Origin of the sequence: Duganella guangzhouensis (genome assembly GCF_009674535.1) — a bacterium.
GTDB lineage: Bacteria > Pseudomonadota > Gammaproteobacteria > Burkholderiales > Burkholderiaceae_D > Rugamonas > Rugamonas guangzhouensis.
Window position 1 is genome coordinate 87,023 of record NZ_WKJK01000020.1, and the last position, 26,334, is coordinate 113,356.

A 26,334-nucleotide genomic window follows, 5' to 3' on the forward strand; every position below is an offset into this window, starting at 1 on the left:
GGCTTACAGCTGCAGCGCTGCGATGCGTTTCAGACCTTCAACATAGTTTTTCTTGACGGAGGCGCTGATTGCCATCTTTACGCGTTCGGCGCCGGAAAAGGCTTCGGTGGCGCCGGTCGTGTGTTCGGTCTTGATCGATTCCTGCCAGACCACGGCGCCGGTGTCCTTGCGGGTCAGCGTCCAGCCCATTTCCAGCGTCGTGCTCATGGAGAAGCCCATCACCGGCACGGTCTGATTGAACACCTGCACGGTCAGCTTGTAGTCGCCGCCTTCTTTCAGCACGCCGGAGAAGGCTTTGGAGGCGGTGATGGCATCGCTCAGCGCGGCGGTCATATTGGCTGACTCGGTTTTGGTGCGCTCGGCGTCACCCATGTCTTTGGCCTGTACGCTAACGCTGACGGTCTGCGGGTGCTGTTTGGCCAGCTGGACTGGGGCTGGGGTGTATTCCTGTGGCGTGATGGCGGCGCAGCCGGTCAGCGTGACGATCAGTGCGGCCACTGGTACGGCCAGCAGATTGCGTAATTTGCTCATGGTGAAATCCCTGTGTGGTGTAAGTATGGTTATTGTTTTGGTGCTGCGAGGATGTTGCTCAGTACTTCGTCCGCCATTTCCTCAGGCGACTTGCGGGTCAGCGAGGTGTGCAGCGAATTGCCGGTGGCGATAGGGAAGTTGGTCTTCGGATCGCGGAAGTTGACGGTCAGCTCGATCATGTACATGGTGATGTCCCACATCCATTTGTCGGTGTAGGTGACGGCCACGTCGGCTTTGTATGGCGGCGGCAGTTCCGGGCCGGTGGTGACCTGGTAGCCCTTGCTTTCCAGCTTCTTGGCAATGATGTTGTTGACGTCGTGGACGTCTTTGTCGAACTTCACCACGTAGGCGGTTTTAACCTTGCTCAGGTCGGTGCCTGGCGTCAGCGAAGCGCTGGCGCGGTTGACCGCGCAACCGGTCATCAGAGACATGGCGCACAGGAGTGCGAGCATGCCGGAAAGGCGTTTCAGCATAGAGTCTTTCAAGAGTTAATGAGGGGAAATATTATATGCCTTCCCGTCACTAACTGCAAATTAATCAACTCTTTTTGATAATTACTCCAGCCATGTAGGGTAGGGGGTGTCGTGCCCCGGCGCCTGTGGCAAACCCTCTACTTTTACTTCTATTTTCTCCTGCTTTTCTCAATTTTCTCCTGCTTTGACTTTGCAGGGGAAAGCAGGGGGAAATAGGGGAAAGCAGAGGAAAAAATAGAAGGAAATCCACAGTGACCGCGCAGGTAGACACCGATACCCCGCTCCTCCTGATCAGCCAGCGTCAAATCCCCAGTGGTACACCGGCTGTGTCTTGAACTGGCCCGGCAGACACGAGCAGCGGTGACCGGCAACGCGGTAAGCTAGTGTTCAATCAATAGGTTGCTTGTGACGTGGCGTATGCTTGTTTGATCTTGATATCTGCCTGGGTGGCGACAGTGAAGATCGATACAGCGAACGAGCCGTCACCTTCAAGGTTCAGTAATTTCATTGTCTATGTTGACGAGAGCGGTGATCATGGCATGGCACCCTTGGACCAGAGCTATCCCGTGTTTGTGCTGGCATTCTGTGTTTTCGATAAACATCATTACGCGGAGATAGTCGCGCCTGCGGTCGAAAAGTTTAAGTTCAGGCACTTCGGGCACAGTTCAGTTGTGTTGCACGAGACGGACATTCGCAAGGAAAAGGGATGCTTTTCCTTTTTTCACAACCGTGAGCACAAAGAGCGCTTTATCGCGGAACTCACCGAGATTATCGATGCGAGCAAATTCACCTTGATTGCGTGCGTTGTCGACTAGATGCGGCTTGGTTGCGAGACTGAGCTACCACCGAATCCGTATCATCTCGCTTTGGGATTTTGTCTTGAAGCCCTCTATGCATTGCTGGGTGAGAAAGGCGAGCTCGAAGCGACAACGCACGTGTTGGTCGAATGCCGAGGAAGAAAAGAGGACCGACAGCTGGCGTTCGAATTTCGTAAACTGTGCGAGGGAGCGAATCGGCTGGGCAAGCTGCAGCCTGCGGGAACGACGGATACACGGGGCTGACGATTTACCCAACCCAAGAAAGCGAAAAGCCCCGATGAAATCATCGAGGCATTAACGCCGACCGGGAACTCCCAGTCCACTTGAAATCATGGTAGCACAAAAAGCCTATCCTTACGCCGCCCGCGCGCCCCGGTCCGGGCGGCCGCAGTAGCGTTCGACGTAGGCTTGATGCGTCGGCAGCTGCACCACGGTGCGGTCGATGCGGCTCTTGATGCCGCCGAGGAAAGCCTTCAACTCCTCATCGCCCATCAGGTCTGCCGTCTGGTGGTGCGACTTCGGCATCATGCCCTGGCCCAGCATTACCTGGATCCACGAATTCTCCGCAAACAGTTCATTCGGAATGCGGAACACGCGCCCGGTCTCGCGGAACAATTCAATGCGGTGACGCAGCGAATCCGGAATGCTCATCTCGCGCGCATCGATCCAGAACTGCGAATCGGTGCGGTTATTGACGTGATAGTGCAGGATGATGAAATCGCGGATGTGATCGATCTCGCTGTTGCACTGCGCGTTGTACTCGTCGATGTCGGCCTGCTGAATGCCATCCGACGGGAACATCTGCATCAGCCGGATTACGCTGCGCTGGATCAGGTGAATGCTGGTCGACTCGATCGGCTCCAGGAAGCCGCTGGACAGGCCGATCCCAACCACATTGCCCTTCCACGTCTGGCGCCGTTGGCAAGGCTTGAACTTGATCACGCGTGGCTCGATCAGCGCGCGGCCCTCGACATTCGCCATCAGCTGCCGCGCCGCCGTCTCCTCATCCAGATGACGGCTGGAGAACACAATCCCATTGCCGACCCGGTGCTGCAGCGGAATCCGCCACTGCCAGCCAGCCTGATGCGCCATCGAGCGCGTCAGCGGCACCGGCGCACCCACCGCCTCGGTCTGCACCGCGATCGCGCGATCGCAGAACAGCCATTCCGACCAGTCGGTCACCGGCTCGTCCATCGCCTCGCCGATCAGCAGCGCGCGGAAGCCGGTGCAGTCGATGAACATATCGCCCTCGATTTCCTGCCCGGACGCCAGCACCACCGAGCGCACATCGCCATTCTCATGCTTGCTGAAGCGCACGATCTTGCCCTCGATGCGCTGCACGCCGCGCGGCTCGCTCAGCCGCCGCAGATACTTGGCATAGCGCGACGCGTCCAGATGGTAAGCGTAGTTCATGCCATTGTTGGGCAGATGCGCGAAGCGGTTTTCCTGCGACGCCTTCAGTTCCAGGCAGTAGTCGCCATAATCGCCGGCCAGCCCGCGCTGCACGCCGCTGTGCCAGAAGTGCTGGAAACCGGCCGTCCAGTGATCGACCCCGGTGGTGCCGAACGAGTGAATGTAATTCTCGCCCACGTTGCGCCAGCCCTCGAAGCTGATGCCCAGCTTGAAAGTGGCCTGAGTCTCGGCCATGAATTCCTGCTCGTTAATCTCCAGCACATTGTGGAAGTTGGTCAGCGTCGGAATCGTGGCCTCGCCGACGCCGACCGTGCCGATTTCCTCCGACTCGATCAGCTTGATGTCGAGCAGCTTGCCCAGCACCTTGGAAATGGCGGCGGCGGCCATCCAGCCGGCGGTGCCGCCGCCACAGATGACAATCCGGCGTACCGGTTGGCGATGATTGGTGTCGCGCATAGGGTCTCCTTTAGCGATTCAGTTTTTTCAGCAGATGGCCGCGCAGCGCACGCGCACCGTCGGCCGTCAGCGGCGACAGCACGCCGCGCGCGTGCGGCGGGATATGAGCGGCCGTTTCTGCGTCGGCCTCAAACACGTAGTGACGGAAAATTTCCTGCCACGCCTGTCGCTGCGCCGGCGGCAGTTCGCGCATGGTCAGCAGCGCCGCCATCAGCGCGCCGGTCGGCGTATCCATGTAATCGGGCGATTGCCGCCACCAGTAATTGACCAGCACATTGAACGGCGCCAGCGCCTCGATGTGATGCCACCACATGCTGGGAATGAAGATGGCGTCGCCCGGCCCCAGCTCGGCCACCTGGGCGTGTCGCATCGCCTCGGCAAATTTCGGATAGCGCACCAAGTCCGGCGCCGCAAAATCCACCAGGCTGATGGCCTGGCCGGCCGGCGTGAAGTCGATCGGCCCGACATACAGATTGGACAGCTGCTCCGGCGGGAACAGCGTGAAGCGGCGCCGTCCGGCCGCCACCACCGCCACATTGTCCGGCACATCGTAATGGGCGGCGATGCGGGTGCGGTTGCCGATCCAGATGCTGGCCAGCGCATCGCGTCCGCCCAGATCCAGATCGTTGGCGGCGCGGAAGCCGGGCAGGCAGGTATCCACCGTGGTCGAGCCGACATACACGGTGGGCGCCGGGTCCAGCGCCAGCTTGCCCTCGATCTCGTCCAGCACGCCGCTCAGCTTGGCGTGCACCGGCTGGAAGTTGAAGCCGTTGAAATCGGCGTTGTAGAAGAAGCGGCCGCCGGCCTCGCGCGGCCCCAGCATCGCGCCCACCGTCGCGCCCTGGTCATGGCGGCGCAGGTAGTCGAGGCCGGCGCGGTCCGAAGTCAGCGCCGCGTCCACCATCGGCCAGCTGGCCGCCAGCCCGCGCAGCACCAGCGGCTGGGTGGCGGTCAGCAGCTCATCGCTCAGCCCCTGCGGGCCGATGCCGCTGATTTCGCGCATCGTTTCAGACATACAGCAGCGCGTTCTTACGGTCGATCAGCATGCGGAAGTTGGACAGCGAGGCCAGCACCATGTAAATGCTGCGCAGATGGCCGGCCGCGTGCAGCTGCGCCACCACTTCGCCGCTCAGCGCCTGCAGCCGGTCCTCGTTGATGGTGTAGAAACCGGACAGCCGGTTTTGCGAGCCATCGTTCAATTCCACTTCCAGAGCAAAGCTTTCCAACAATTCGTTTTGCAGCAGCGCGGTCAGGAAATCCGGCAACTGCTGCATGCCCTGGTGGATCGCCGACAGCAGCGAATTGACGCGCTCCAGGAATTCGGTATGGCCGCCGTGCGGCTTGAATACCGCCTCGCCGCTCTGCTGACTGACGCGTGGATGATCGAGGTCGACATGCACCATCAGCTCGCTGCCATTGACGCCGATCAGGAACGGCTGGCGCTCCACCAGCATTGGCACATACGGCGCGTCCCAGCGGTCGCCCTTGAGGAACAGGTTCTCGTTCTCGACCAGACCGAGCATCGCGATCGGCTCGAAGCCCAGGCCGTCGGTGGTCTGGCGGAATACGATCGGGTAGCACGCCTGCACGTCGCGGAACTCGGCCGGGAAGGTGGTGACCCAAGCCAGCTGGTCGCCCCATTCGGCGCCGCGATTGGTGATGATGCGCAAATCCTTGTGTTCGATGCTGTTCAGTAAAACCGGGTTAGGCATGGTGGATGTCCCCTCGTTATTGTGGCAAGCCGTGATGCTTGATGTGGTGAATGAGCGTGCGGTTGTCCGGCAGCCCGCCCAGCATCTTCTGGGTCAGGCTGGCGGCCTCGCGGAAATAGGCGTCGGCGGCGCCGGCCTCGTGCGGCCGGGGCGCGCGGCTGAAATCGCTGCGGAAGCCCATGCCGTACAGGATGTACTGATAGCTGGCCCACGGGAACACTTCCTCGATGCGATAAAAATCGCTGCGCGACGGCGCCCGGTGCTGCCACAAGGTCAGCAGCTCGGCCAGCCGCGCCGGCACCTCGGCGGTGTTGTCGCGCCAGTAGGGCGTGTCGCGCCGCCGGCTCAGCACGTAGTGCAGCTTGAGGAAATCGATCACCCGTTCCCAGCGGTAGGTGAAGGCTTCGTTGAAGCGCTTGGCGACGATGTCCATCGCCGCGCGCGTGGCCGGCATGTCCTCGCTCAGCATCGCGGCCGACATCTCGACAATGGCCAGCGCCGACGCCTCCAGCGGCTCGATGAAGCCGGCCGACAGCCCGATCGCCACGCAGTTGCGGTGCCAGAATTTTTCCCGATAGCCGGGCTGGAAGCTCAGCTTGCGCGGCGTTGGAATCTCGGCCGCTGCCGGTCCGCCGGTCTGCGCGATGTAGGCGCGCAGTTCGGCCTCGGCCTGGTCGTCGCTGATGTAGCGGCTGGCATAGACATGGCCAACGCCGCGCCGCGTCGGCAGCCCGATGTCCCAGATCCAGCCGGCGCTCTGCGCGGTGGACGAGGTTTGCGAGGCGATCGGATAATCGTCGGCGGGGTAGGGCAGTTGCACCGCCAGTGCGCTATCGTTGTACAGCACATGCTGTTGCTCGATCAGCGGCACGCCATAGTGCTTGCCCAGCAACAGCGACTGCAGGCCGGTGCAATCGATGAACAGATCGCCTTCCAGCGCGCCATGCTTTTGCGTCTGCAGGGAAGCGATATCGCCATCCGGTGCCGGGTTGATCGCCACCACATGGTCCGGCACATATTGCACGCCCAGTTTTTCCAGGCAATGCTGGCGCAGGAAAGCGCCGAATTTGCCGGCGTCGAGGTGATAGCCATAATTGGCCACGGCCGCGAACTCCGGCGTCTGCGCCTGCTTGGGCGCGCGGCCCTGCACGCACAGATGCGGCTGATGGCTGACCAGGTCGGCAAACGGAATGCCGCCACCCAGCGCCTGCCACTGCTCCGGCAGATTGATCTCGCCAAAGCCCTGCGGCAGCGAAAACGGATGGAAGTAATAATCCTCATCGCCGCCATCGACCCAGCGGTTGAAGCGCGAGCCCTGCTTGAACGACGCGTCGCACTGACGGAAGAAATCCGCCTCCGACACGCCGATGCGGCGCAGCGTATCGCGCATGCTGGGCCAAGTGCCTTCGCCGACGCCGATGGCCGGCACGTCGGGCGATTCGATCAGCGTGACTTGCAAGCCGTCCGCCGCGCGCGCGCGGTGCTCGGCCGCGATCAGCCCTGCTGTCAGCCAGCCGGCCGAACCGCCGCCGACGATCACAATCCGTCGCAGCATGGTCTCCCTTTTTGTTATGTAATGAGTTGCAGAAAGTGTAACCTAAAAATGCGCGAAAAGCCGCTGTAAAACAGCGGCTTTTCGTGGTGTGGCTACAACGTTGCTTAGAATTTGTAGCGCGCGCCTATCATGTAACGCGGCCCGGCCTGGGTCACCGATTCCAGCTGCTGCTGAGTGCGGCTATGCACACGCTGGATCTGGTTGGTGACGTTGATGCCTTCCAGCTGGAAGCTCAGCTTCTCGTTGTAATTCCAGCCGATGCTGACGTCGACCTGGCCATACGGTTCGACGTACTGCGGATTCGGCCCCGAACCGTCAAACGTCGACGACAGGAACTCGCCGCGCCAGTTGTAGGCCACGCGCGCGGTCCACTTCTTGTCCTCGTAGATACCGACCACGTTGTACGAGTTGGACAGCCCGACCAGCGCGAACTGCTCGCCGATCGCGTTGTTGTCGTAACGCAGGCCCGAGTGCACATAGGTGTAGTTGGACGACACCCCGAAGCCGCTGTTGCCGAACATATGCTGCCAGTTCAGCTCCAGCCCGTTCAGGCTGGCCTTCTTCTGGTTGGAGAAGGAGGTGATGCGGAAGTGCGCGATCGGATCGCTCGGCTGGCCGACGATGGTGCCGTTGACGTTGCCGTTGACACCAGGCGGCGTCACCCCAGGCGCCGTCGGGTGGTTGGCGAAGATGTAGCTGCGGATGCAGGTGGTGTCCGAAGTCAGGCAACCACCGGTGCTGATCGCCTCGTTCCACAGCGCGCCGCCGACCGGCGTGTGCAGATTGAACGGGGTGGCGTCGATCTGCGACTGGCCCGCATAGTTTTCCAGATTCTTGCGGAAGTAGCCGGCCGAGAAGAAATTCTGCTTGCCGTAGTACCACTCGTAGGACAGGTCCAGATTCTTCGACTTGACCGGTTTCAGCGCCGGATTGCCCTGCGAGCCGGTGCCGCCGTCGGTGCGCACCAGCGAGTTCAGCGTCTGACCGCCCTGGATCTGGTCATAGCGCGGCCGGCCGATGGTTTCGCCCAGGCTGAAGCGCAGCTTCTGGTCCGGCGTCAGATCGATGTCGGAGTCAAAGCTTGGCAGCAGGTGGTGGTAGGCGCCGGTCAGCGTGGTGAAGGTCGGCGAACCAAAGGTGATCGGGAACTCGTTCTGCGAAACCCAGCTGATACCGGTCGCGGCCGGCACCAGCGCGGTCGACACCACATCGGTCTTCTCGTAGCGCAGGCCGACCGAGGTGTGAATCGGCAGCTTGGTATCCCAGTCGGTATTGAACTGCACGTAGGCGGCGTTGGATTTTTCGCCGGTGCGCGCATCGTTGTCGAAGGTGCTCTTCGGCAGGTACAGCGCCGGCTGGCCGGACACGTCCGACGCCAGTTGCCGCACCTGGGCGAAGTTGAAGGTGTAGAACTGGTTGAACAGCGCCGCGTTGTTGCTGCCGCTGATTTTGTTGAAGTACTGGCCGATCGAATCCTGGTGCCACACGCTGCTCGGATAGTCGGACGGCTTGGTGGCGCCGCCCCAGGTGTCGCGCTGCTGGTTGGAGAAGGCGGAACGGTTTTCGACCTTGCTGTAGGTGGCGCCGAAGCGCAGTTCGGATGCTTCCAGCACCTTCCACGCGCCCTTGACCTGGGTCTGGTCGACCTGGCCCTTCATATAGGAATTGGTGAACACCGAACCGGTCACCTGCTGGCCGGCCTTGACGAAGTCGGCGCCCTGGATGCTCAGCACGGGGAAGTCCTTGCTGAAGTCGACCGTGGTGGTGCCGCGGCTGAAACTGGCCGTGCCCAGCGTGTTGCTGGAGCCGAACGGGCTGTCGGCGCCGGATTCGGCGGTGGAGTGATGGGTATCCAGCTCGAAGCGCAGCGTGTTGGTCGGTTTCCACACCGCGTTGAAGCCGAGCGATTTGTTCTGCGTCTTGGTGGCGAAGTCGGCCGCGCCCATGGCGATGTCGGAACCGGTCACGAACTCGGTCCAGCTGAGCGGGCTGGATGGCGAGCCGCCGGTCCAGTTGCTGGCCGAAGGGCCGAAGTTGAACCAGGCCGAGATATCGTTGCGCTTGGTCTGGATTTTGTTTTCCGAATAGGTGTAGTCCAGCGTGGTCACCAGCGTATCGACCGGCTTGTACTGCAAGGTCAGCTGCGCGTTGGTGCGCTGGCGCTTGACGCCGTTGAAGTTGTAATTCAGGTTTTGCGGCAGCGAGTACAGCGCGTTGGCGGCTGGCGCGTTGGTGATCTGGTTTTGCTGCGCGTACAGCGGGCCGGCGTTGCCCTGGTACGGGCCTTTCCAGCCGTTCGACACGGCGGCGGTGTTGTAGCCCAGGTTGCGTTCCTGATAGCTGCCGGTCAGCGCTACGCCAAAGGTGTTGTTGGCGAAGGTGTTCGAGTAAATGCCCGACACTTCCGGCGTCAGCGAGTTGCTGGCCTGGATGTCGCGCGGCAGATTGTCGTTCGAGGTGTCGTACACGCCCTTGGCGCCGATGCTGGCGTGCAGGCCGGGACGGTCGAACGGCTTGGCGGTCATCACATTGACGGTGGCGCCGATGCCGCCGGTCGGGGTTTCGGCGCGGCCGGTTTTGTACACCTGGATCTGCGAGATCGCTTCCGACGCCAGGTTGGCGAAGTCGAAGGCGCGGCCGTTCAGGTCGCCCAGATTGGAGGTTGGCATCTGGCGGCCGTTCAGCAGCACCAGGTTGAAGTCGGGGCCGACGCCGCGCACCGTGATCTTCGAACCCTCGCCGATCGAACGGTCGATCGAGACGCCGGAAATGCGTTGCAGCGATTCGGCCAGATTGGTGTCGGGGAACTTGCCGATGTCTTCGGCCACGATGCCGTCGACGATACCGTCGGAATTACGCTTCAGATTCATCGACGAGGCCAGCGACTGGCGCAGGCCGGTCACCACCACGCTCTGGACTTCCGGCTGCGTCGCAGCCGCTGCGGCCGCCGTGGCCTCTTGCGCATAGACCGGCGCGGCTGCGGCCGCGCAGGCGCTGGCGACTGCCAGACTCATCAGTGTTTGTCGTGCTCTTGGATAATGCATGTTATCTCCTGTGTTTTTATAAACAACGCCACCTGCCGCTACCGCTTGGAAAGCTTTCCAATAAGTGGCGAATATAGCATCCCTGAAAAATCCAAGTCAATTCGCAGCGTTCAAAGTGAGGCAAATTGGCAACGTTTCCAATTGATCGCCGCCACGAGCGCAAGGCGGCCACCGCCCGCCACCGCAGCGATTGCGTGGCTTGGCGGCGATTGACAGCCCGGCGCCGCGATGCCATGATCTGGTAACGTTTCCATGAAAAGGCCCGGCATGACCCTCCGCATCTGCTCGATCCTGGCAGCCTTGCTGCTGGCGCATGCCGCCGCGCCTGCCCTTGCAGTGGCACCGGCTGCCGCACCGGCCGAGCCGGCCTTCGCCTGGCCCAACGGCGCCCGCGCCGCCGTCAGCCTGGCCTACGACGACGCGCTGGACTCCCAGCTCGACCACGCCATCCCGACGCTGGACAAATACGGCCTGAAGGGCAGTTTCTACTTGCAACTGTCCAACCCCTCGGTTGAGCGCCGGATGGCCGACTGGCGCGCCGCCGCCGCGCGCGGCCACGAACTGGGCAACCACAGCCTGTTCCACCAATGCTCGCGCCGCACGCACGACTGGGTCCAGCCGGCGCGCGACCTCGACACCATCAGCATGGCCCAGATGCAGCAGCAAGTCCTGCTGGCCAACACCATGCTGACCGCCATCGACGGCCAACAGCAGCATACCTACACCGTGCCCTGCGGCGACACTCAGGCCCAGGACGGCAACTACCTGCCGGCGCTGCACAACGCCTTCGTCGCCATCAAAGTCGGCGGCGAGGCCGTCACGCCCTCAATGCAGACGCTGAACCCGTACGCGGTCGGCGTCTACGCCCCCGAAGGACTGAGCGGCCAACAGCTGATCGCGCTGGTCGAACAAGCCGGCGCGCGCGGCACCATGGTCAACTTCACTTTCCACGGCGTGGGCGGCGACTACATCGTCACCAGCGCGGCCGCGCACGAAGAACTGGTGCGCTACCTGGCCGCGCACCGCGACCAGTACTGGACCGACAGCTTCGTCCACATCATGACTTACGTGAGCCAGCATCGTGGCCACCATTAAAGACGTCGCCCGGTTGGCGGGAGTAGGGCTGGGCACCGCCTCGCGCGTGGTCAGCGGCAAAGGCTCGGTCGCGCCGGCCACGCTGGCCAAGGTACGCGCCGCCATTGACGAACTGGGCTTCCGGCCCTCGCACGCCGCGCGCACCCTGCTGTCCGGCCACAGCAAAATGATCGGCGTCTATATCCCGGTGCTGAGCGGCACCTTCTACACGCCCATCCTGCAACTGATCGACACCGAACTGCGCGCCGCCGGCCTGCACATGGTGGTCGCCTTCGGCGCCGGCCTGGGTGGCGCGCGCCAGCAGGCGATCGAAGGGCTGGCCTTCTTGGTCGAACGCGGCTGCGACGGACTGATCCTGATGACCAATGTGCTGCAGGAAGAAGACATTGCCGCGCTGGGACCGCGTCCCAAACCGATGGTGGTGCTGAATCACCGCTTCGACAGCATCGCCGGCCACTGCTTCACGGTCGACCATGCCGAGGGCGGGCGGCTGGCGGCGCGCACGCTGCTCGACCACGGCCACCGCGACATCGCGCTGGTGTCTGGCCCGGCCAGCTTGCCCGACAACGTGCTGCGGGTACAAGCCTTCCAGCGCGAACTGGCTGCGGCCGGCATCGCGCCGGCGCAGCTGTGGATGGTGGAAAAGGACTTCTCGCCGGCCGGCGGTTGGTCGGCGGCCAAGGAACTGGTGGAATCGGGGCGGCGCTGCACCGCCATGTTCTGCGCCAACGATGAAATGGCGGCCGGCGCTTTGTCGTACTTTCAGGAAGCTGGCATCCGCGTGCCGCATGAAATCTCGGTGATCGGCTACGATGACACGCCCAGCGCCGAATTCTCCGCGCCGCGCCTGACCACCGTCCACATGCCGTGGCGCGAGATGACGCAAAACGGCATCAGCGACCTGCTGAACCGCTGCTACGACCTGCAGCGTCCAGTCACCCGCAACTACCCGGTCACCATGACCCTGCGTGCCTCACTGGCCCGCGCCAACTAACCCGGCGCCGGCCACGACTCACCCGGCGCCAGCAACGCCATCTTGTCGTCATAGCTCTGCTGAAGACGCAGCCAGAAATCAACATCGCCACCAAAGCGCCGCTTGATCCGCTCCGCCACCTCGGCCGACACGCTGCGTTTTTCATTAATGATTTCCGTCATCACCTCAGGCGGCAGATCGAGCAGACGGGCGAACGCCGTGACCGACATCTCCAACGGCACCAAAATATCCTCGCGCAGGATTTCCCCGGGATGAATTGGGCGCATTTTATTGACAGGCATGATGGTCTCCCCTGCTAACTGTGATAGTCAACGACTTCAACTTCTTCAGGACCGGCGGCGCCCCATATAAAGCAAACTCTGTAGCGCTTGTTGACCCGAATGCTATGTTGCCCTTGTCGGTTACCGGCTAACGCTTTCAGATGATTGCCCGCTGGCGTGCGCAAGGAATCCAGCGTGACAGCATTGTCCAGCTGCTGCAATTTACGCTCGATGGCAGTACGAAACTGCGCGAACTTTGGCACGGGAAGATTGCAAAACACTTTCTCGGTGTCTTTGCATTTAAAGGACTGTATCGGCATTATCGTACACCGCTGGCGACAGGGGATGTCGCCAGCGTAGCGTGCGTCCCTCAGCCGGTTGCTGAGGCGGCGCAAGCTGTGATGTACTTACTGCAGCGCTTCGGCCAGGCCGGGCGCGAACTCGGCGCCGTGTTTGACTTGGGCGGTCGATGCCTTCAGCGCGCCGCCGATCGGCTCGGCGCGGCCGTTGAGGCATTTGGCCAGGAAGTTCTCGGTCACCGCCGCAAACGCGATGTTGTTGACCGGCCGCGCGAAGCCGTGGCCTTCATCCGGGAACTCGACATACGTCACCGGAATATTCTTGGCCGCCATCGCCTGCACAATCTGCTCCGACTCACGCACATTCACACGCGGATCGTTGGCGCCCTGGCCGATCAACAGCGGCCGCTGGATGTTGGCCGCATAGTTCAGCGGCGAACGCTCCTTCAACAGCTCGCGTCCCGCCTCGGTGTTCGGATCGCCCATGCGCTTGTAGAACTGCTGTTTGCCAGCCTCCCAATACGGCGGAATCGTCTGCAGCAGCGTGAACAGATTGGACGGTCCGACAATGTCCACCCCGCACGCGAACGTGGTCGGCGTAAACGTCACCCCGGCCAAGGTCGCATAGCCGCCATACGACCCGCCCATGATGGCCACCTTGTCCGGCGTGGTGATGCCGCTGCTGACCGCCCACTGCACCGCGTCGATCAAATCGTCATGCATCTTGCGGCCCCACTGCAAATCGCCGGCCGAAATGAAATTCTTGCCGAAGCCAGTCGAGCCGCGATAGTTCACCGACAGCACCGCATAGCCGCGATTCGCCAGCCACTGGTGATAGCTGTGGTAGCCGTAAGTGTCGCGCGCCCACGGCCCGCCATGCACGAACAACACCAACGGCACCGGCTTGGCCGGCTTGCCGCTGCCGCTCGGATCGGCCGCCTTCGGCAAGGTCAGATACGACACCAGCGTCAACCCATCGCGTGCCTTCAGCTCCAGCGGATGCATGGCCGCCAGCGGCGCGCCCTCCAGCTCCGGCCGGCTGACAAAGAGCTGGGTCAGTTTCTTGGCCTTGCGGTCATACAGCCAGGTCGAAGCCGGCGCGGTGACCGGGTCCACCGCCACCAGCCACTTGTCGTCCGCCTCGGTGCGCGAGGTCACGTTGAACTGGCCCTTGGTGTTCTGCTTGAGGAAGGCCAGATCGGCCTTCAGGTCATTCGTCAGCGCCACATACTCCTGCGTCAGATAATTGACGCTGTAGGCCTGAATGCGGCCGCTGCGCTTATCGGCCAGCGCGGCGCCGATGTCGGCACGGGCATCTTCCGCCACCACCGTGGTCTTGCCGCTGGCCACATCCTGCGCCAGCAGCGCGGCGGTGTTGCGGTTGCGCGCGTCGGTCCAGTACAGCGTGCGGCCATCGGTGGTGAAGGCCAGCGGATTGGTGGTCTGCGAATCATCCAGTCCTACCTCGGTCAGCGGCGTGCTCTCGATCTTGCCATCGGTGATGCGGAAATAGGTGGTGCCGCCATCGGCGCGCGGCTTCTCGGCGAGGCGCAGCTTCAGCTGATCGTCGGCCAGGAAGCCGCCATAGCCATCGTTCTGCTGCACCAGCGTCAGCTTGCAGCTGGCCAGTTCCAGGCTATAGACGTCATGCCACTTCGGATCGCGGTTGTTGACCGCCACCAGAATGCGGTCCTTGACCTTGCTGCTGATGTGCACCACCTCGGCCCGCGTCTTCTCGAACGGCGTGTAATTGGTCTGCTTGCCGCTGCTGACATTCACGCCGTACAGCAGGAAATTCTCATCGCCGCCCTTGTCCTGAATGAACAGCACCACGCGCGAATCGGGCGACCAGAAACTGTTGCGTATCGGCCGCTTCTTCTCGTCGGTCAGCGGCTTGGCCTTGGCCAGATCGCTGGCCGGCGCCACCCACACATTCAGCACGCCGTCGCGCGGCGCGATCCACGACAGCCACTTGCCGTCCGGACTGAGCTTGGCGCCGGTCTTGCTGGGATTACCGAAGATCTTGGCGCGTTCGATCAGCGGCACGTCTGAGGCGGGCGCCTGGGCATAGGCGGGCAGGGCGCTGACGAGCAGCAGCGCAGGCAAGGCATAACGGATCATCGGTATTTCCCCTTGTGAGTAGTGGAACGACAAGCATAGCAACTTTATATCACCCGCTCCGCCGCCGCCGACAGATTGCGCCTGGCGCCGACCAACTGTGGATTCGGCGTCACAGACGGCGATGCGATCGCGTATCATGCCGGCCATGATGATCGATTGGTTCTCGCCGGCGCAGTGCGTCGGCTACGTGGCGTTCGTGCTTGGCGTCGGCTCCTTCCTGCAAACGGACGACCGCCGCTTCAAACTATTCATGGCCGGCGAATGCCTGAGCTACATCGTCCACTTCGCGCTGCTGGGCAATCCCACCGCCGTGGCCAGCTCCAGCATGTCGCTGCTGCGCTCGCTGCTGGCGCTGCGCACCCGCGCGCTGTGGGTGGCGGCGCTGGTGGTGGCCGCCAATCTGGCGCTGGGCCTGGCGCTGGCGCAACAGCCGCGCGACTGGCTGCCGCTGGCGGCGTCCTGCCTCGGCACGCTGGCGCTATTCCTGCTGCAAGGCATCCCGATGCGCTTGGTGATGTTGTGTGGCACCGCGCTGTGGATCGCCAACAACCTGCTGGCCGGCTCGGTCGGCGGCACCGCGCTGGAAGTGGTGGTGGCTGGCGTCAACTTGCTGACCATCGCCCGCATGGCGCGTCGGCGCAACGCCAATAACCTTGCCTGACGGCAAGCTCGTGCGGTATCGTGTGGGCTCCGCATAACTGGAGCCGTCATGACCGCCGCCAAACTGGAGATACCCGAAGCCATCGTCAGCGCCCTGGGCGACTGGGTGCAGCAACAGGCCGAGCAGGCCAGCGCCGGCCCGCGCGCCGAACTGGAGCGCAGCGAGCAGGCCTTGGCCGAGGTTCGCGGCGAGCTGGAGACCGCCAGCGCCGCGCGCGACCAGGCGCAAGCACTAGCCGCCGCCCGCGACGAGGAAATCGAACAGTTGCAGGCCGAATTGCGCAACGCCCGCAGCATCGCCACCGACGCCCTGGTCGGCAAGGCCAAGGACCAACTGGCCATCGAAGGCAAAGACGCCCAGCTGGCCGACCTGCGCGCCCAGATCGAACGCAATGTGGCGGCCGCCGCCGCGCTGTCCGACGCCCGGCTGACGGCGGAAATGGAGCTGGTCGGCGCCGTCACCGCGCGCGACAACTACGCCGCCGAAATCAAGGAATTACGCGCCCGCCTGGCCACCCGCCAAGCCGCCTGAGGCATCATCTATCAGCATGCATGTTAAGATCCTTGCATGATTGAACGCAGACAACTTCTGCTGGCCAGCCTGCTGACCGCTGTCGGGCTGCCGGCCGCGCGCGCCGCCACCCTGGTGCGTTATCCGCAATCCGAGGCGCAGGGCCACGCCAGCGGTGCCGAACACTATCCGGTGCGGCTGCTGCAGCTGGCGCTGGCCGGCGCCGGCCAGGAATACACGCTGCAATCGACGCCGCTGATGATGCGCCAGAACCGCGCGCTGCTGGAACTGGCCAGCGGCCGCGCCATCGACGTGCTGTGGACCATGGCTTCGCAGCAGCGCGAGCGCGACCTGCTGCCGGTGCGCATCCCGCTCGACATGGGCCTGATCGGCTGGCGCCTGCTGCTGATCCGGCGCCGCGACGCCGCCCGCTTCGCCGCCATCCGCACCCGCGCCCAGCTGCAATCGCTGCAGGCGCTGCAAGGCCACGACTGGCCCGACACCGACATCCTGCGCGCCAACGGCTTCCAGGTACAGACCGCGTCCGACTACGCCGGCATGTTCAAGATGCTGGAATCGGGCCGGGTCGACTATTTCCCGCGCGCGGCTTTTGAAATCTGGCACGAGGCCGAAGCCTTTGCCGAGCAAGACCTGATCGTCGCCCCCGGCCTGGCGCTGCACTACCCGAGCGCGTTCTACTACTTCGTCAACCGCGCCAACACCACGCTGGCGGGCGCGCTGCGGCGCGGGCTGGAAAGCATGCTGGCCGATGGCAGCTACGAACGGCTGTTCCAGGAATATTACGGCGATGCGATCCAGCGCTCGGCGCTGGGCACGCGCCGCGTGTTCGAGCTGCGCAACCCGCTGCTGCCGGCCGCCACCCCATTGACGCGGCACGGCCTGTGGTACCGGCCGCCGCGCTAAACCATTTCAAGGAGATTCGATGAAACGCCTGCTTCCGTTGTTGGCCTGTGGTGTCTGGCAAGTGGCCGCCGCGCAGGAAGTCGTCACGCTCGGCGTGGCCGGACCACTGTCGGGCGAAATCGCCCACTTGGGCAAAGCCATGGAAAACGGCGTCGCGCTGGCCATCGACGACCTCAACGCGCGCGGCGTCACGCTGGGCGGCCGCAAGGTGGTGTTCCGCATGCAGAGCGAGGACGATGCCGCCGATCCGCGCCAGGGCACGGCGGTGGCGCAAAAGCTGGTCGACGCCGGCGTGCGCGCCGTCATCGGCCACGCCAATTCCGGCACCACCGTGCCGGCCTCGCGCATCTACAACGCCGCCGGCATTCCGCAGATTTCGCCCTCGGCCACCACCCCGGCCTACACCCGCCAGCACTTCCCCGGCGCGCTGCGCGTGGTCGCCAACGACAATATGCTGGGCAGCTCATTAGGCCGCTACGCGGTCGGCCAGCTGGGCGCGCGTCGCATCGCCGTCATCGACGACCGCTCGGCCTATGGCCAGGGCGTGGCCGATGAATTCATCAAGAGCGCCCAGGCGGCGGTGCCGGGGCTGAAGATCGTCGGCCGCGAATTCACCACGCCCAAGGCCAGCGACTATGCCGCCATCCTGACCAGCCTGCGCGCCAAGCAGCCGGACCTGATTTTCTTTGGTGGCATGGACGCGGGTGCCGGTGGACTGCTGCGGCAAATGAAAGCGCTGGGCATGCAGGTGAGGGTGATGGGCGGCGATGGCATCTGCACCGAAGCGCTGCCGGCGCTGGCCGGTGGCGGTGTGCGCGATGGTGAAGTGTTCTGCGCCGAGGCCGGCGGCATCGATGCCGCGCATGAAAAGGCCGTCAACGATTTCGTGGCCCGCTTCCGCGCGCGCTTCCACAGCGACATTCAGACCTACGCGCCGTACGCCTACGACGCCGCGATGACGGTGGCGGCGGCGATGCAGCAGGCTGGTTCGTCCGATCCGGCGCGCTACCTGCCGGTGCTGCGCCAGATCCGCTATCCCGGCCTGACCGGCACCATCGGCTTCGACGCCAACGGCGACATTCGCGATGGCGCCATGACCGTCTCCACCTACCGCGCCGGCAAGAAGGCGCGGCTGGCGGTGCTGCGCTAGCTCAGGCGCGACAGCACGAACAGCGACAGCGTCACCACAATCGCGCCGCCGATGCGGGTGGCGATCTGCGCGAACGGCATCATCTGCATGCGGTTGGCGGCGGTCAGAATGGCGACATCGCCGGTGCCGCCCTGGCCGCTGTGGCAGGCGTTGATGATGGCGGTTTCGATCGGATACATCTTCAGCGCGCGGCCGACCACAAAGCCGGTCGCCATCAGCGTCGCCACGGTGGCGACGATGGTCGCCAGATTACTCAGCGTGAACGCCGCGATCAGCTTTTCCCACGGCGTCAGCGCGGCGCCGATGGCAAACAGCAGCGGGTAGGTGACCGCGGTCGAAAAGAACTTGTACACCACATGCGATGCCTGCTGCAGCTGCGGCGACACCACCCGGCACAGCTTCAGCAGCACCGCCACGAACAGCATCACCACCGGCGCCGGGAAATCGAACAGCTTGTGCGACATCAGGCCCACCATGTACAGCGCCACCGCCGTCAGGCCGGCTGACGCCACCTGGCCCACGTCCACCGACCCCGCCGGCAGCTCGACCACGCGCAGCTCATCCTGCGCACCCGGCTGCAAGCGGCCCTCGCCGGTCAGATGCGGATAACGCTTGCCGACAAAATTCAGCGCGCCCGCCATCAGAATTGCCGACAGGCTGCCCAGCATCACCGGCGGCAGCACCTCGGCAAAGATATCGCCCTGCGCGCGGCCGAGAATCGCCGCATAACCGATCGACAGCGGAATCGCGCCCTCGCCAACACCGCCGGCCATGATCGGAATCACGATGAAGAACAGCGTGTGCTGCCAGCCCAGACCGAGCGCGGTGCCGACTGCCGTGCCAACCAGCGCCGCCACCACCGTGCCGGCCGCCAGCGGCGCGAAAATCTTCAGGAAGCCCTGGACCAGTATCGTGCGGTCCATGCTGAAAATACTGCCGACCACAATCGAGGCGATGAACAGATAAAGGAAATTGCTGTTCTTGGTGAACTCCGCCACATGCTTGAGCAGCACCGGCGGCATCGCATGCACATACACCAGGAACGATGGCACGAAGGTGGCAAAGATCGCCGCCGCGCCGATGTGACGCAACAGCGGCAGACGCTTGCCGAATTCGGCGCAGGTGAAGCCGCCGACCGCCAGCACCGCGATCGACACCGAAATATCGGTCGGCACCTTGCCCTGCGCGACGAAGCCGCCGATCAGAGCCAGCAACAGCAGATAAATTGGCAGCGGCACCAGGCCGATACGCATCTCCATCAGCCGCCAGGCATGCATATGCCACGGCGTGCGCGCGCCCTGCTGGCGGGCGCTGTCTTCGAGAGGTGGGTGGGGATGAGGGGAATTCATGCGGGTCTCCTGCTATGTTATGCCCGCAGTCTACCGGCGCTCACCTTTCAGTTTGCTTTCAGTGTGCGCTGGCGCGGCGGTTGTGGGGAAACCACATATTTTTTGCTAGCAGCAACAATGTCAAATCCGCGTTGGCTTCAAGACGGATAGGCTGACAAGGAAATTCCCAAGGAAAACATAGATATCCATTAAAACAATAGTTTTTCTTTAGAACAAAAATCAGAGTGCTATCCTGAAATTCACTCATGTGAACCATATCTAAAACTATTCGGGGGAGACAATAATGAAAAATAGTCTGAGAGTTTCGGTCGTATCCGCTGCCTTTGCATTCTGTGTGTCACCTGCATTTGCGGCAGCAAAAATCACACCGTCGTGCACGGTCATTGGCCCTACGTCGGTGGTGGTCGAGGACTGCACGGGATTTTTCGATGGCAATCTGATCAACCATTCCCCAGCCGATGACGCCGCGCAAGCTGCTTCGGTACTCGCACTCGGCGGCGGCGTGTGGAACGAGGTGTGGGTTGAGAAAAAGAACTTCAGCAACACATCGACCATCACGTTCGACACAAAAATGGTCGGTGAAACCATTATTGGTTTCCACATGGGCGGCGGCAAAGACTACAACCAGAGCACCGCTTTCTACCGTTTTGATGCCGGTGCCGGCCTGTACTCGATTACCACCAACGCCGTCGGCCTGTCTGATGCGGCAATCTACATGACCACGCCGGTCCCGGAGCCGGAAACGTATGCGATGCTGGTCATGGGGCTCGGCCTGCTGGCGATCACGCGGCGTCGTAAGACCTGACAAACGCCCACCGCAAAAACAAAAACGCCGGTCCGCAAAGATCGGCGTTTTTATTTGGCTATGCTTGGGTCAGCTTGCCTGTAGGGGCATTGCGGAGGCCACTTCGCCCATCACCCGGCGTATCCAGGCATGGCAGGGATCGTGCTCGCGGAAGCGCGGCCATTGCAGGCAGATTTGCATCACCGGCAGCGGCACCGGCAGCTCAAGCAGCCGCAACGGCAGGTGCTGGCTATACTCCTGTGCCAGTCGCCGGTGCATGGTGGCGACCAGCTCGGTGCCGACCACGAAGCGCGCCGCGCTGGGGAAATCCGTCGCGCGGATCGCCACCTTGTCGCCGATGTCAAACGCGTCAATGACATTGTGGGGGGAGGTGTGCAGCCGCAAATTTCCCATCAGAGTGACGATGTGGCGCGAGGCCCGGTAGCTCGCCAGGTCGAACACCGCCGGTGCTGTCAAATTGCCGCTCCACACCACGGCGCAGAAGACATCTTCGAACAATTCGGCCATCGGCAAGTCCGGCGCAACAAAGGGCTTGGGCAGTAGCACGAAGTCGCATTTCCCCTGGCTGATGGCGTCGATCGGATGATCCGACATCGGCATCAGCTCGATGGTGACTTCCGGCAGCTCGTGGCGCAATCTGCGCAGCACCGGCCCCAGCAACACGTCCAGCGCGTAACCCGAGCACATGATGCGGATGGTGCGCTGTTCGCTGAGCGGCAGGAACGGCGCGCGCGTATCCAGCGTGGTGTCGATGGCGCACAACAATTGCTGGACCGGCACAACCAGCTTGCTTCCCAGTTCGGTCAACTCCATGCGCCGGCCGGCCGGCACCAGCAGACGGTCGTCAAAATAGGTCCGCAGGCGGTCCAGCACCCCGGCCATGGTCGCGCGATTGATGTTGAGCCGGCTGGCCGCCCGGGTGACGTTTTTTTCCTCCAGCAGCGCGCCCAGCGAAAACAGCAGATTCAAGTCCAAGCGGTCCAGTCGCATTTCATCCCTTTGATCGTCATGCCGGTGGCGAGTATGCCAGATGCGGCGCAACTGTTGTCTGCGCGGATATCAGCTATCGCCAATCAGGCGTTCTCGCCGGCGCAGGGAGGGCTCTACACTTAGCGGCGCCATGTTTCCTTTTAAATCATAACTATGAAGACAACCAAGACCCTTTGCTGCATCGCCGTAGCCACCCTGTTCAGCTCGCTGACCGCGCATGCCGCCGACGACGCGGCGGCCGAGGCCGCGCGCCTGACCGCCCAGATGACGCTGCAGGAAAAAGCCAGCCTGCTGCTCAACACCTCGGCGCCGATCGAACGTCTCGGCATTCCCGCCTACCAATGGTGGAACGAGGCGCTGCACGGCGTGGTGGGCGACAGCCACGCCACCAACTATCCCGAGCCGATCGGCCTGGCCGCCACCTTCAACGCGCCGCTGCTGGGGCAGGTCGCGGACGCCATTGGTACCGAGATCGTGTCGATACGGCAGCGCAAGCTGGCGCGTGGCGGTCGCCAGGACATGGGCGCCGGCCTGAATGCCTGGGCCCCCAACATCAACATCTTCCGTGATCCACGCTGGGGACGCGGCCAGGAAACCTACGGCGAAGATCCCTACCTGACCGGGACGCTGGCGGTGGCTTATGTGCGCGGCATCCAGGGCCCGGACCCGGATCACCCACGTGTGATCGCCACGCCCAAGCATTTCGCCGTGCACAGCGGGCCGGAGACCAGCCGTCACCGCGATAACGTCGACGTCAGCCTGCACGACCTGCGCGACACCTATCTGCCTGCGTTCCGCGCGGCGGTGGTCGACGGCCAAGCCGGCTCGGTCATGTGCGCCTACAACAGCATCAACGGCCAGCCGGCCTGCGCCAACTCCTTCCTGCTGGAGCAAACCTTGCGCAAGGACTGGGGCTTCAAAGGCGTGGTGGTGTCCGATTGCGACGCCGTCTCCGACATTTATCAGCATCACCGCTACACCGCCGATGCGGCCAGTGCCAGCGCCGCCGCTATCCGCGCCGGCATGGACAACGAATGCAGCGTCGACGGCTACTTCGACCGCAATTCCTTCGGCCGTCCGGACAATTATGTGCAGGCGGTGCAGCGCGGCGATCTGTCGGCCGAAGCGCTGGACCGCGCCGTGCGCCGCACGCTGGAAGCGCGTCTGCGGGTGGGCGATCTGCAAGCGCGCGCCCCGGCCGACGACACAGTGGGCTCGGCGGCACACCGGGCGCTGACGCTGCGCGCGGCGGAACAATCGATGGTGCTGCTGAAGAATGACGGCATCCTGCCGCTGTCATCCCGCAAACTGCGCATCGCGGTGATCGGCCCGCAGGCCAACGGCCATCGTCTGCTGCGCGGCAATTACTCCGAGCGCGAAACCTGGTCGCTGCCATCGGCCTATGAAGCGATCCGCCAGCAGTTCCCGCAGGCCGAGGTGGAACTGGTGGCGGCCGGCCCATCCATCACCGATGGCGACCCGATTCCGTCGCGGGTGCTGCGCAGCGAGGACGACCAGACCGGCCTGACCGCGCGCTACCTCCCCTTCCTGCTGGCCACCCTGCCGGCGCCGCATTCGATCGGCGAAAAGATGGGCCAGTTGAAGGACCGTCAACTGGCATCGGCGCCAACCACCACGCGGGTGGAGCCGGCCGTCAGCGAAGCGATGCTGGGGCCGCATCCGCTGCTGCCGGATGGCGGCCTGTGTGTATGGAGCGGCTTCCTGGTGCCGGAGGTGACGGGCGAGTACCGCATCGGCATGCGCGGCACCATGAGCAGCGTCGAGCTGGACGGCAAACCACTGGCCGACACCGGCCACGATCCGCTGCCGGCGCCGGTGCCCAACCTGAAGAGCGTGCATCTGCAAGCTGGTCAGCGCTATCCGATCAAAGTGACCTCGATGGTCAATGGCGTGCAGCTGAGCGAGCTGGTCTGGCAACGGGTCAGCGCCACGCCGGAAGCGGATGCGGTGGCCGCCGCGCAGCGCGCCGATGTGGTGGTGGCGGTGACCGGCATCTCATCCGATCTGGAGGGCGAGGAAAGCTCGCTGGACATCCCCGGCTTCAAGCACGGCGACCGCACCACGCTGGACCTGCCGACCGATCAGAGCGAGCTGCTGGCGGCGGTGCGGACCACCGGCAAGCCGCTGGTGGTGGTCAACATGAGCGGCAGCGCCGTCAATCTCGACTGGGCCAAGCAGCACGCCAACGCGATTGTGCAGGCCTGGTATCCGGGCGAGGCCGGCGGTACCGCCATCGCTCGCGTGCTGTCCGGCGCGGTCAATCCGGGCGGCCGGCTGCCTGTCACCTTCTATCGTGACGTCAGTCAGTTGCCGGCGCTCAGCGACTATCGCATGCAGGGCCGCACCTATCGCTACTTCAGCGGCACGCCGGTGTACCCGTTCGGCTATGGCTTGAGCTATACCCGCTTTGCCTACGGCGCGGTCAGCGTCAAAACCGCTGGCGACGGCGGCATCACCGTCAGCGCCGAGGTCAGCAACACCGGCCAGCGCGATGGCGACGAGGTGGCGCAGGTGTATCTGAAATTCCCGACGCTATCCGGCGCGCCACGCATCGCGTTGCGCGGCTACCAACGGGTCAGCTTGCAGCCGGGCGAACACCGCCGCCTGACGTTCAGCCTGTCGCCGCGTGATCTGAGTTCGGTGAGTGACAACGGTACGGTGCGGATTGCACAGGGTGATTACGAAGTGATCGTCGGCGGTGGCCAGCCGGGCAGCGGCCTGCCGACCCGCTCGGCGCACCACAAGATCGCCAAGGCGACGGTGCTGCCCAACTGAGCGGTGACCCGCAAGTCTGAGTGAGGTTCTTCCAAACAAAAACGCCAACCCGTGAAGGTTGGCGTTTTTGTTAAGAATTCTTGGTGGCCCGGGGCGGAATCGAACCACCGACACAAGGATTTTCAAGACCAGTGTCGCCCTTGTGCCAACGCTACGATTTTTGTTGATCAAGGACTTCCTAGACTTCCTTACCTTTATAGGTTTTGGGAGGCACAGCATTTTTCGTTCAGAAGTGGATCTGACATTGTCAGCTATTTGTTGGAAAATGTTTGACAATGTCATTTGTGGCGCGTAACCTGTCCTGACATTGTCAAAGGTGACCTATGCGTGTTCGTTTGCGCGCCGAATTGACCCACTCCGTTTGACCCTCCCTCCATTGCCTGGCGAATGCCGCCACGCGGTCGTAAGACCCCTTGAACCCCAATTCCGATAGGTCCTCGTGAAGCTGCTTCAGACTGCGTCGTTGCTTGCGTGATTTGGCTGCCTCGGTCTTGAGCCAGCCTGAGAGTTGGAAGGCGTATGGGTCGATGGCGCTGGCCGATTGGCGCTCCGCATAGGCAGGCTCGGTCTTTTCCGAGCGAAGGTAGCGCCGGACGGTGTTGCGCGAGATGCCGAGACGCTTGGCGATTTCCCTTAACGGGACTTGGTCGCGAAGGTGCCAGCGCCTAATAATTCCTAGTAATGCCACGTCAATCACTCCGATCCCCTACTCATTCAGATAAGTAGGATTGTGTGCTAAACGTGGGTCAATTTTCGATGCAAATTATGCGGCTAGGTGGGTCAGTTTTCGGTGCAAATCAACACTACCTGGACCTGATTGATGATGCGAGCCCTTCATCTCTGGGGGATGGGGAAAGCGCTGCAATTGCTGTAGCGGTAAATCTTGGACATAGCGTAGTGCTAGATGATCGGAAAGCAAGGAGAGTTTTTGGCGAACGATTTCCCAGTAATCGTTTGCTTAGCACAATACGGTTGTTCGTGGGGGCGGCTAAGAATTGTAGTGTGGTGAATGCCAAGTTCGAGAAAATTGTAGGACTGGCCTTAAGCAATTCGAGGATGGGGATTCCAAGTGACGATAAGCATTTCGTCGTAAGGGATTGAGCCGTTCGAATCGAAGCAACGCGGGACACCCGTCTTGTTCTGATCAGATTACTTCGTTCTGAGTCGGGACCTCCCTCCTCTTTATATTTCCCGAGTGAAACTATTCTTGAATCTGTAACCGATGCCCTTGACCATTTCCAGCAATGCGTAGAACTGGCAGCATAAGAGTTTGATAGTCTGGAATAGGGATTGCGGCTGTGCGTAAAATAATTTCCTTGGATTAAGCATAATACATCGTCCGAAAGAAAATCTAATCTTACCTGCGGATTGAATGGTAAAGACCCCTATGTCCTATGGCAATTGCCCGGACGCGATTCGAACGGTCTTGATACCGTTCGGATACTTCAGTCTTGCTGACGTAACTCATTGATTTGCAAAGGCGCAACAATATGGACTTATTTCCGGTTGAAGTGAGAGCAAACATCGCGTTAATTTTAGCGATACTTGCCGCAGCCTTGGGCGCTGCCAATGCTTGGAGGGACCGCGCGATCCTTGTCGCAACCTGCAAGCACGTCAAATCCATTAGTGGCGGACCTGGGTCAATCTATGTGCATATCGTCAACGTAGGGCGCCGTACTACCCGAGTGAGAATGCTGGCGGGGAGCGATAACCAGGGTGTCTGGTCGGGGGAGTATCTGGATGATGACGTGTCCGGACTGGAGCTGACTGAGCACAAGATGTACGAGACCTATCTACGAAGAGACGATCTCTATAAGTTTCTGCCAGATGGTGAAATCATTGTCAGCGCCGATCTCTGGTTTGAGGACACTCTGAAGCGTCGGCATAAGGTGAAGGGGGCAAGGGCAAGTATTGCAGCGCTACTGGCTGAGCCAGAAATCAAGCCGACCGTCGTATTTAGTAAAATGCCGATGAGGTTTGTTGACCGCCAGAGCGCCAAATTAAACGCAAATTTGACGGGGCGGGTTGATTTATAAGGTGCCTAAAGTACCGCAAACCGGCGACAAAACCAGCGCCGGTAAGAACAATCCGGGAATTGGGAGATCACGACCGGAAATAGACCAGACACGAGGATTGCGAATTCCGGAAACAAAAACGCCAACCTTAATGGGTTGGCGTTTGGTGAGGCATGTTCTTGGTGGCCCGGGGCGGAATCGAACCACCGACACAAGGATTTTCAATCCTCTGCTCTACCAACTGAGCTACCAGGCCAAGGGCCGCAATTATAGCGACCACCTGCCGGGTTTGGCAAGAGGCTGAATTCAGATTTATTGACAGCAATATGGTCGGGGTATAAATTTGGTTGTTTATACAATCTG

22 protein-coding genes, 1 tRNA gene and 1 pseudogene are annotated in these 26,334 nt (G+C 62.3%); 10 read left to right on the top strand and 14 right to left on the bottom strand.

Annotated elements, in window-relative coordinates; all coding sequences use genetic code 11:
* Window positions 1-3: 3 nt before the first annotated feature.
* Both GJ699_RS28290 and GJ699_RS28295 read right to left on the bottom strand, forming a co-directional pair.
* Complete coding sequence (locus GJ699_RS28290) at window positions 4-531, bottom strand: hypothetical protein (RefSeq protein ID WP_154382769.1); 528 nt, start codon at window positions 529-531, stop codon at window positions 4-6.
* Between the two features lie 29 nt (window positions 532-560).
* Window positions 561-1,004: a hypothetical protein gene (locus tag GJ699_RS28295; RefSeq protein ID WP_229262337.1), complete on the bottom strand. Its 444-nt coding sequence runs from the start codon at window positions 1,002-1,004 to the stop codon at window positions 561-563.
* A gap of 455 nt (window positions 1,005-1,459) precedes the next feature.
* Between GJ699_RS28295 and GJ699_RS34805 the strand changes: the two genes are divergently transcribed.
* Entirely contained in the window at window positions 1,460-1,819 is a 360-nt protein-coding gene (locus GJ699_RS34805) for a DUF3800 domain-containing protein (RefSeq protein WP_371867695.1), read from the top strand.
* Between the two features lie 357 nt (window positions 1,820-2,176).
* Here GJ699_RS34805 and GJ699_RS28305 read toward each other — a convergent pair whose 3' ends face one another.
* From GJ699_RS28305 to GJ699_RS28325, 5 genes are all read right to left on the bottom strand, one after another.
* A complete protein-coding gene (locus tag GJ699_RS28305) occupies window positions 2,177-3,691 on the bottom strand; it encodes a tryptophan halogenase family protein (protein ID WP_154382770.1) in 1,515 nt (504 codons plus the stop codon).
* 10 nt (window positions 3,692-3,701) lie between these two features.
* Window positions 3,702-4,706 (bottom strand): cupin-like domain-containing protein, encoded by a 1,005-nt coding sequence (locus tag GJ699_RS28310; RefSeq protein WP_154382771.1) that lies wholly within the window; start codon window positions 4,704-4,706, stop codon window positions 3,702-3,704.
* A complete protein-coding gene (locus GJ699_RS28315) occupies window positions 4,699-5,403 on the bottom strand; it encodes a SapC family protein (protein WP_154382772.1) in 705 nt (234 codons plus the stop codon). The genes GJ699_RS28310 and GJ699_RS28315 overlap by 8 nt, the downstream gene beginning before the upstream one ends.
* A gap of 16 nt (window positions 5,404-5,419) precedes the next feature.
* Window positions 5,420-6,958: a tryptophan halogenase family protein gene (locus GJ699_RS28320; protein WP_154382773.1), complete on the bottom strand. Its 1,539-nt coding sequence runs from the start codon at window positions 6,956-6,958 to the stop codon at window positions 5,420-5,422.
* 104 nt (window positions 6,959-7,062) lie between these two features.
* Complete coding sequence (locus GJ699_RS28325) at window positions 7,063-9,972, bottom strand: TonB-dependent receptor (protein ID WP_229262338.1); 2,910 nt, start codon at window positions 9,970-9,972, stop codon at window positions 7,063-7,065.
* A 297-nt stretch (window positions 9,973-10,269) separates the two neighbouring features.
* Between GJ699_RS28325 and GJ699_RS28330 the strand changes: the two genes are divergently transcribed.
* Together GJ699_RS28330 and GJ699_RS28335 are read left to right on the top strand one after the other, a co-directional pair.
* Complete coding sequence (locus GJ699_RS28330; RefSeq protein WP_154382775.1) at window positions 10,270-11,097, top strand: polysaccharide deacetylase family protein; 828 nt, start codon at window positions 10,270-10,272, stop codon at window positions 11,095-11,097.
* Window positions 11,084-12,091, top strand: a complete 1,008-nt coding sequence (locus GJ699_RS28335; RefSeq protein WP_371867696.1) for a LacI family DNA-binding transcriptional regulator — start codon at window positions 11,084-11,086, stop codon at window positions 12,089-12,091. The genes GJ699_RS28330 and GJ699_RS28335 overlap by 14 nt, the downstream gene beginning before the upstream one ends.
* Here the strand turns inward: GJ699_RS28335 and GJ699_RS28340 are convergent.
* The 3 genes from GJ699_RS28340 to GJ699_RS28350 all read right to left on the bottom strand — a co-directional run bounded on the left by GJ699_RS28340 (window position 12,088) and on the right by GJ699_RS28350 (window position 14,771).
* The gene (locus tag GJ699_RS28340; protein ID WP_154382776.1) at window positions 12,088-12,372 is read right to left on the bottom strand and encodes a HigA family addiction module antitoxin; all 285 of its coding nucleotides are present in this window, start codon (window positions 12,370-12,372) and stop codon (window positions 12,088-12,090) included. The two genes, GJ699_RS28335 and GJ699_RS28340, sit on opposite strands and share 4 nt — an antisense overlap.
* Before the next feature lie 14 nt (window positions 12,373-12,386).
* Window positions 12,387-12,671, bottom strand: a complete 285-nt coding sequence (locus GJ699_RS28345) for a type II toxin-antitoxin system RelE/ParE family toxin (RefSeq protein WP_154382777.1) — start codon at window positions 12,669-12,671, stop codon at window positions 12,387-12,389.
* An 87-nt stretch (window positions 12,672-12,758) separates the two neighbouring features.
* The gene (locus GJ699_RS28350; RefSeq protein WP_154382778.1) at window positions 12,759-14,771 is read right to left on the bottom strand and encodes a S9 family peptidase; all 2,013 of its coding nucleotides are present in this window, start codon (window positions 14,769-14,771) and stop codon (window positions 12,759-12,761) included.
* A 121-nt stretch (window positions 14,772-14,892) separates the two neighbouring features.
* Between GJ699_RS28350 and GJ699_RS28355 the strand changes: the two genes are divergently transcribed.
* From GJ699_RS28355 to GJ699_RS28370, 4 genes are read left to right on the top strand one after another with little or no spacing between them, the layout of a single operon-like run.
* Entirely contained in the window at window positions 14,893-15,432 is a 540-nt protein-coding gene (locus tag GJ699_RS28355) for a YgjV family protein (RefSeq protein ID WP_229262339.1), read from the top strand.
* 48 nt (window positions 15,433-15,480) lie between these two features.
* Entirely contained in the window at window positions 15,481-15,963 is a 483-nt protein-coding gene (locus GJ699_RS28360) for a hypothetical protein (protein ID WP_154382780.1), read from the top strand.
* A gap of 36 nt (window positions 15,964-15,999) precedes the next feature.
* Complete coding sequence (locus tag GJ699_RS28365; protein WP_154382781.1) at window positions 16,000-16,866, top strand: substrate-binding periplasmic protein; 867 nt, start codon at window positions 16,000-16,002, stop codon at window positions 16,864-16,866.
* Window positions 16,867-16,885: 19 nt separating this feature from the next.
* Window positions 16,886-18,016 carry a branched-chain amino acid ABC transporter substrate-binding protein gene (locus tag GJ699_RS28370; RefSeq protein ID WP_154382783.1) on the top strand — a complete coding sequence of 377 codons (1,131 nt, stop codon included), beginning with the start codon at window positions 16,886-16,888 and terminating at the stop codon, window positions 18,014-18,016.
* Here the strand turns inward: GJ699_RS28370 and GJ699_RS28375 are convergent.
* A complete protein-coding gene (locus tag GJ699_RS28375) occupies window positions 18,013-19,293 on the bottom strand; it encodes a 2-hydroxycarboxylate transporter family protein (protein ID WP_371867698.1) in 1,281 nt (426 codons plus the stop codon). The two genes, GJ699_RS28370 and GJ699_RS28375, sit on opposite strands and share 4 nt — an antisense overlap.
* Window positions 19,294-19,648: 355 nt before the next feature.
* On the opposite strand from GJ699_RS28375, the gene GJ699_RS28380 reads away from it, so the two are divergent.
* Window positions 19,649-20,170 (top strand): PEP-CTERM sorting domain-containing protein, encoded by a 522-nt coding sequence (locus GJ699_RS28380; protein WP_154382785.1) that lies wholly within the window; start codon window positions 19,649-19,651, stop codon window positions 20,168-20,170.
* Window positions 20,171-20,239: 69 nt separating this feature from the next.
* Here GJ699_RS28380 and GJ699_RS28385 read toward each other — a convergent pair whose 3' ends face one another.
* Entirely contained in the window at window positions 20,240-21,160 is a 921-nt protein-coding gene (locus tag GJ699_RS28385; protein WP_154382787.1) for a LysR family transcriptional regulator, read from the bottom strand.
* A gap of 153 nt (window positions 21,161-21,313) precedes the next feature.
* Here GJ699_RS28385 and GJ699_RS28390 point away from each other — a divergent pair, with 153 nt between their 5' ends.
* Entirely contained in the window at window positions 21,314-23,956 is a 2,643-nt protein-coding gene (locus tag GJ699_RS28390) for a glycoside hydrolase family 3 protein (protein WP_154382789.1), read from the top strand.
* A gap of 355 nt (window positions 23,957-24,311) precedes the next feature.
* Here GJ699_RS28390 and GJ699_RS28395 read toward each other — a convergent pair.
* Window positions 24,312-24,653 (bottom strand): annotated as a pseudogene (locus GJ699_RS28395) (helix-turn-helix domain-containing protein); the annotation flags it as partial.
* Window positions 24,654-25,446: 793 nt separating this feature from the next.
* Between GJ699_RS28395 and GJ699_RS28400 the strand changes: the two are divergent.
* On the top strand, window positions 25,447-25,992 hold the full coding sequence (locus GJ699_RS28400; RefSeq protein WP_154382791.1) for a hypothetical protein: 546 nt from the start codon (window positions 25,447-25,449) through the stop codon (window positions 25,990-25,992).
* Between the two features lie 159 nt (window positions 25,993-26,151).
* Here the strand turns inward: GJ699_RS28400 and GJ699_RS28405 are convergent.
* Window positions 26,152-26,227: transfer RNA gene (locus GJ699_RS28405), tRNA-Phe, on the bottom strand.
* Window positions 26,228-26,334 lie beyond the last annotated feature (107 nt).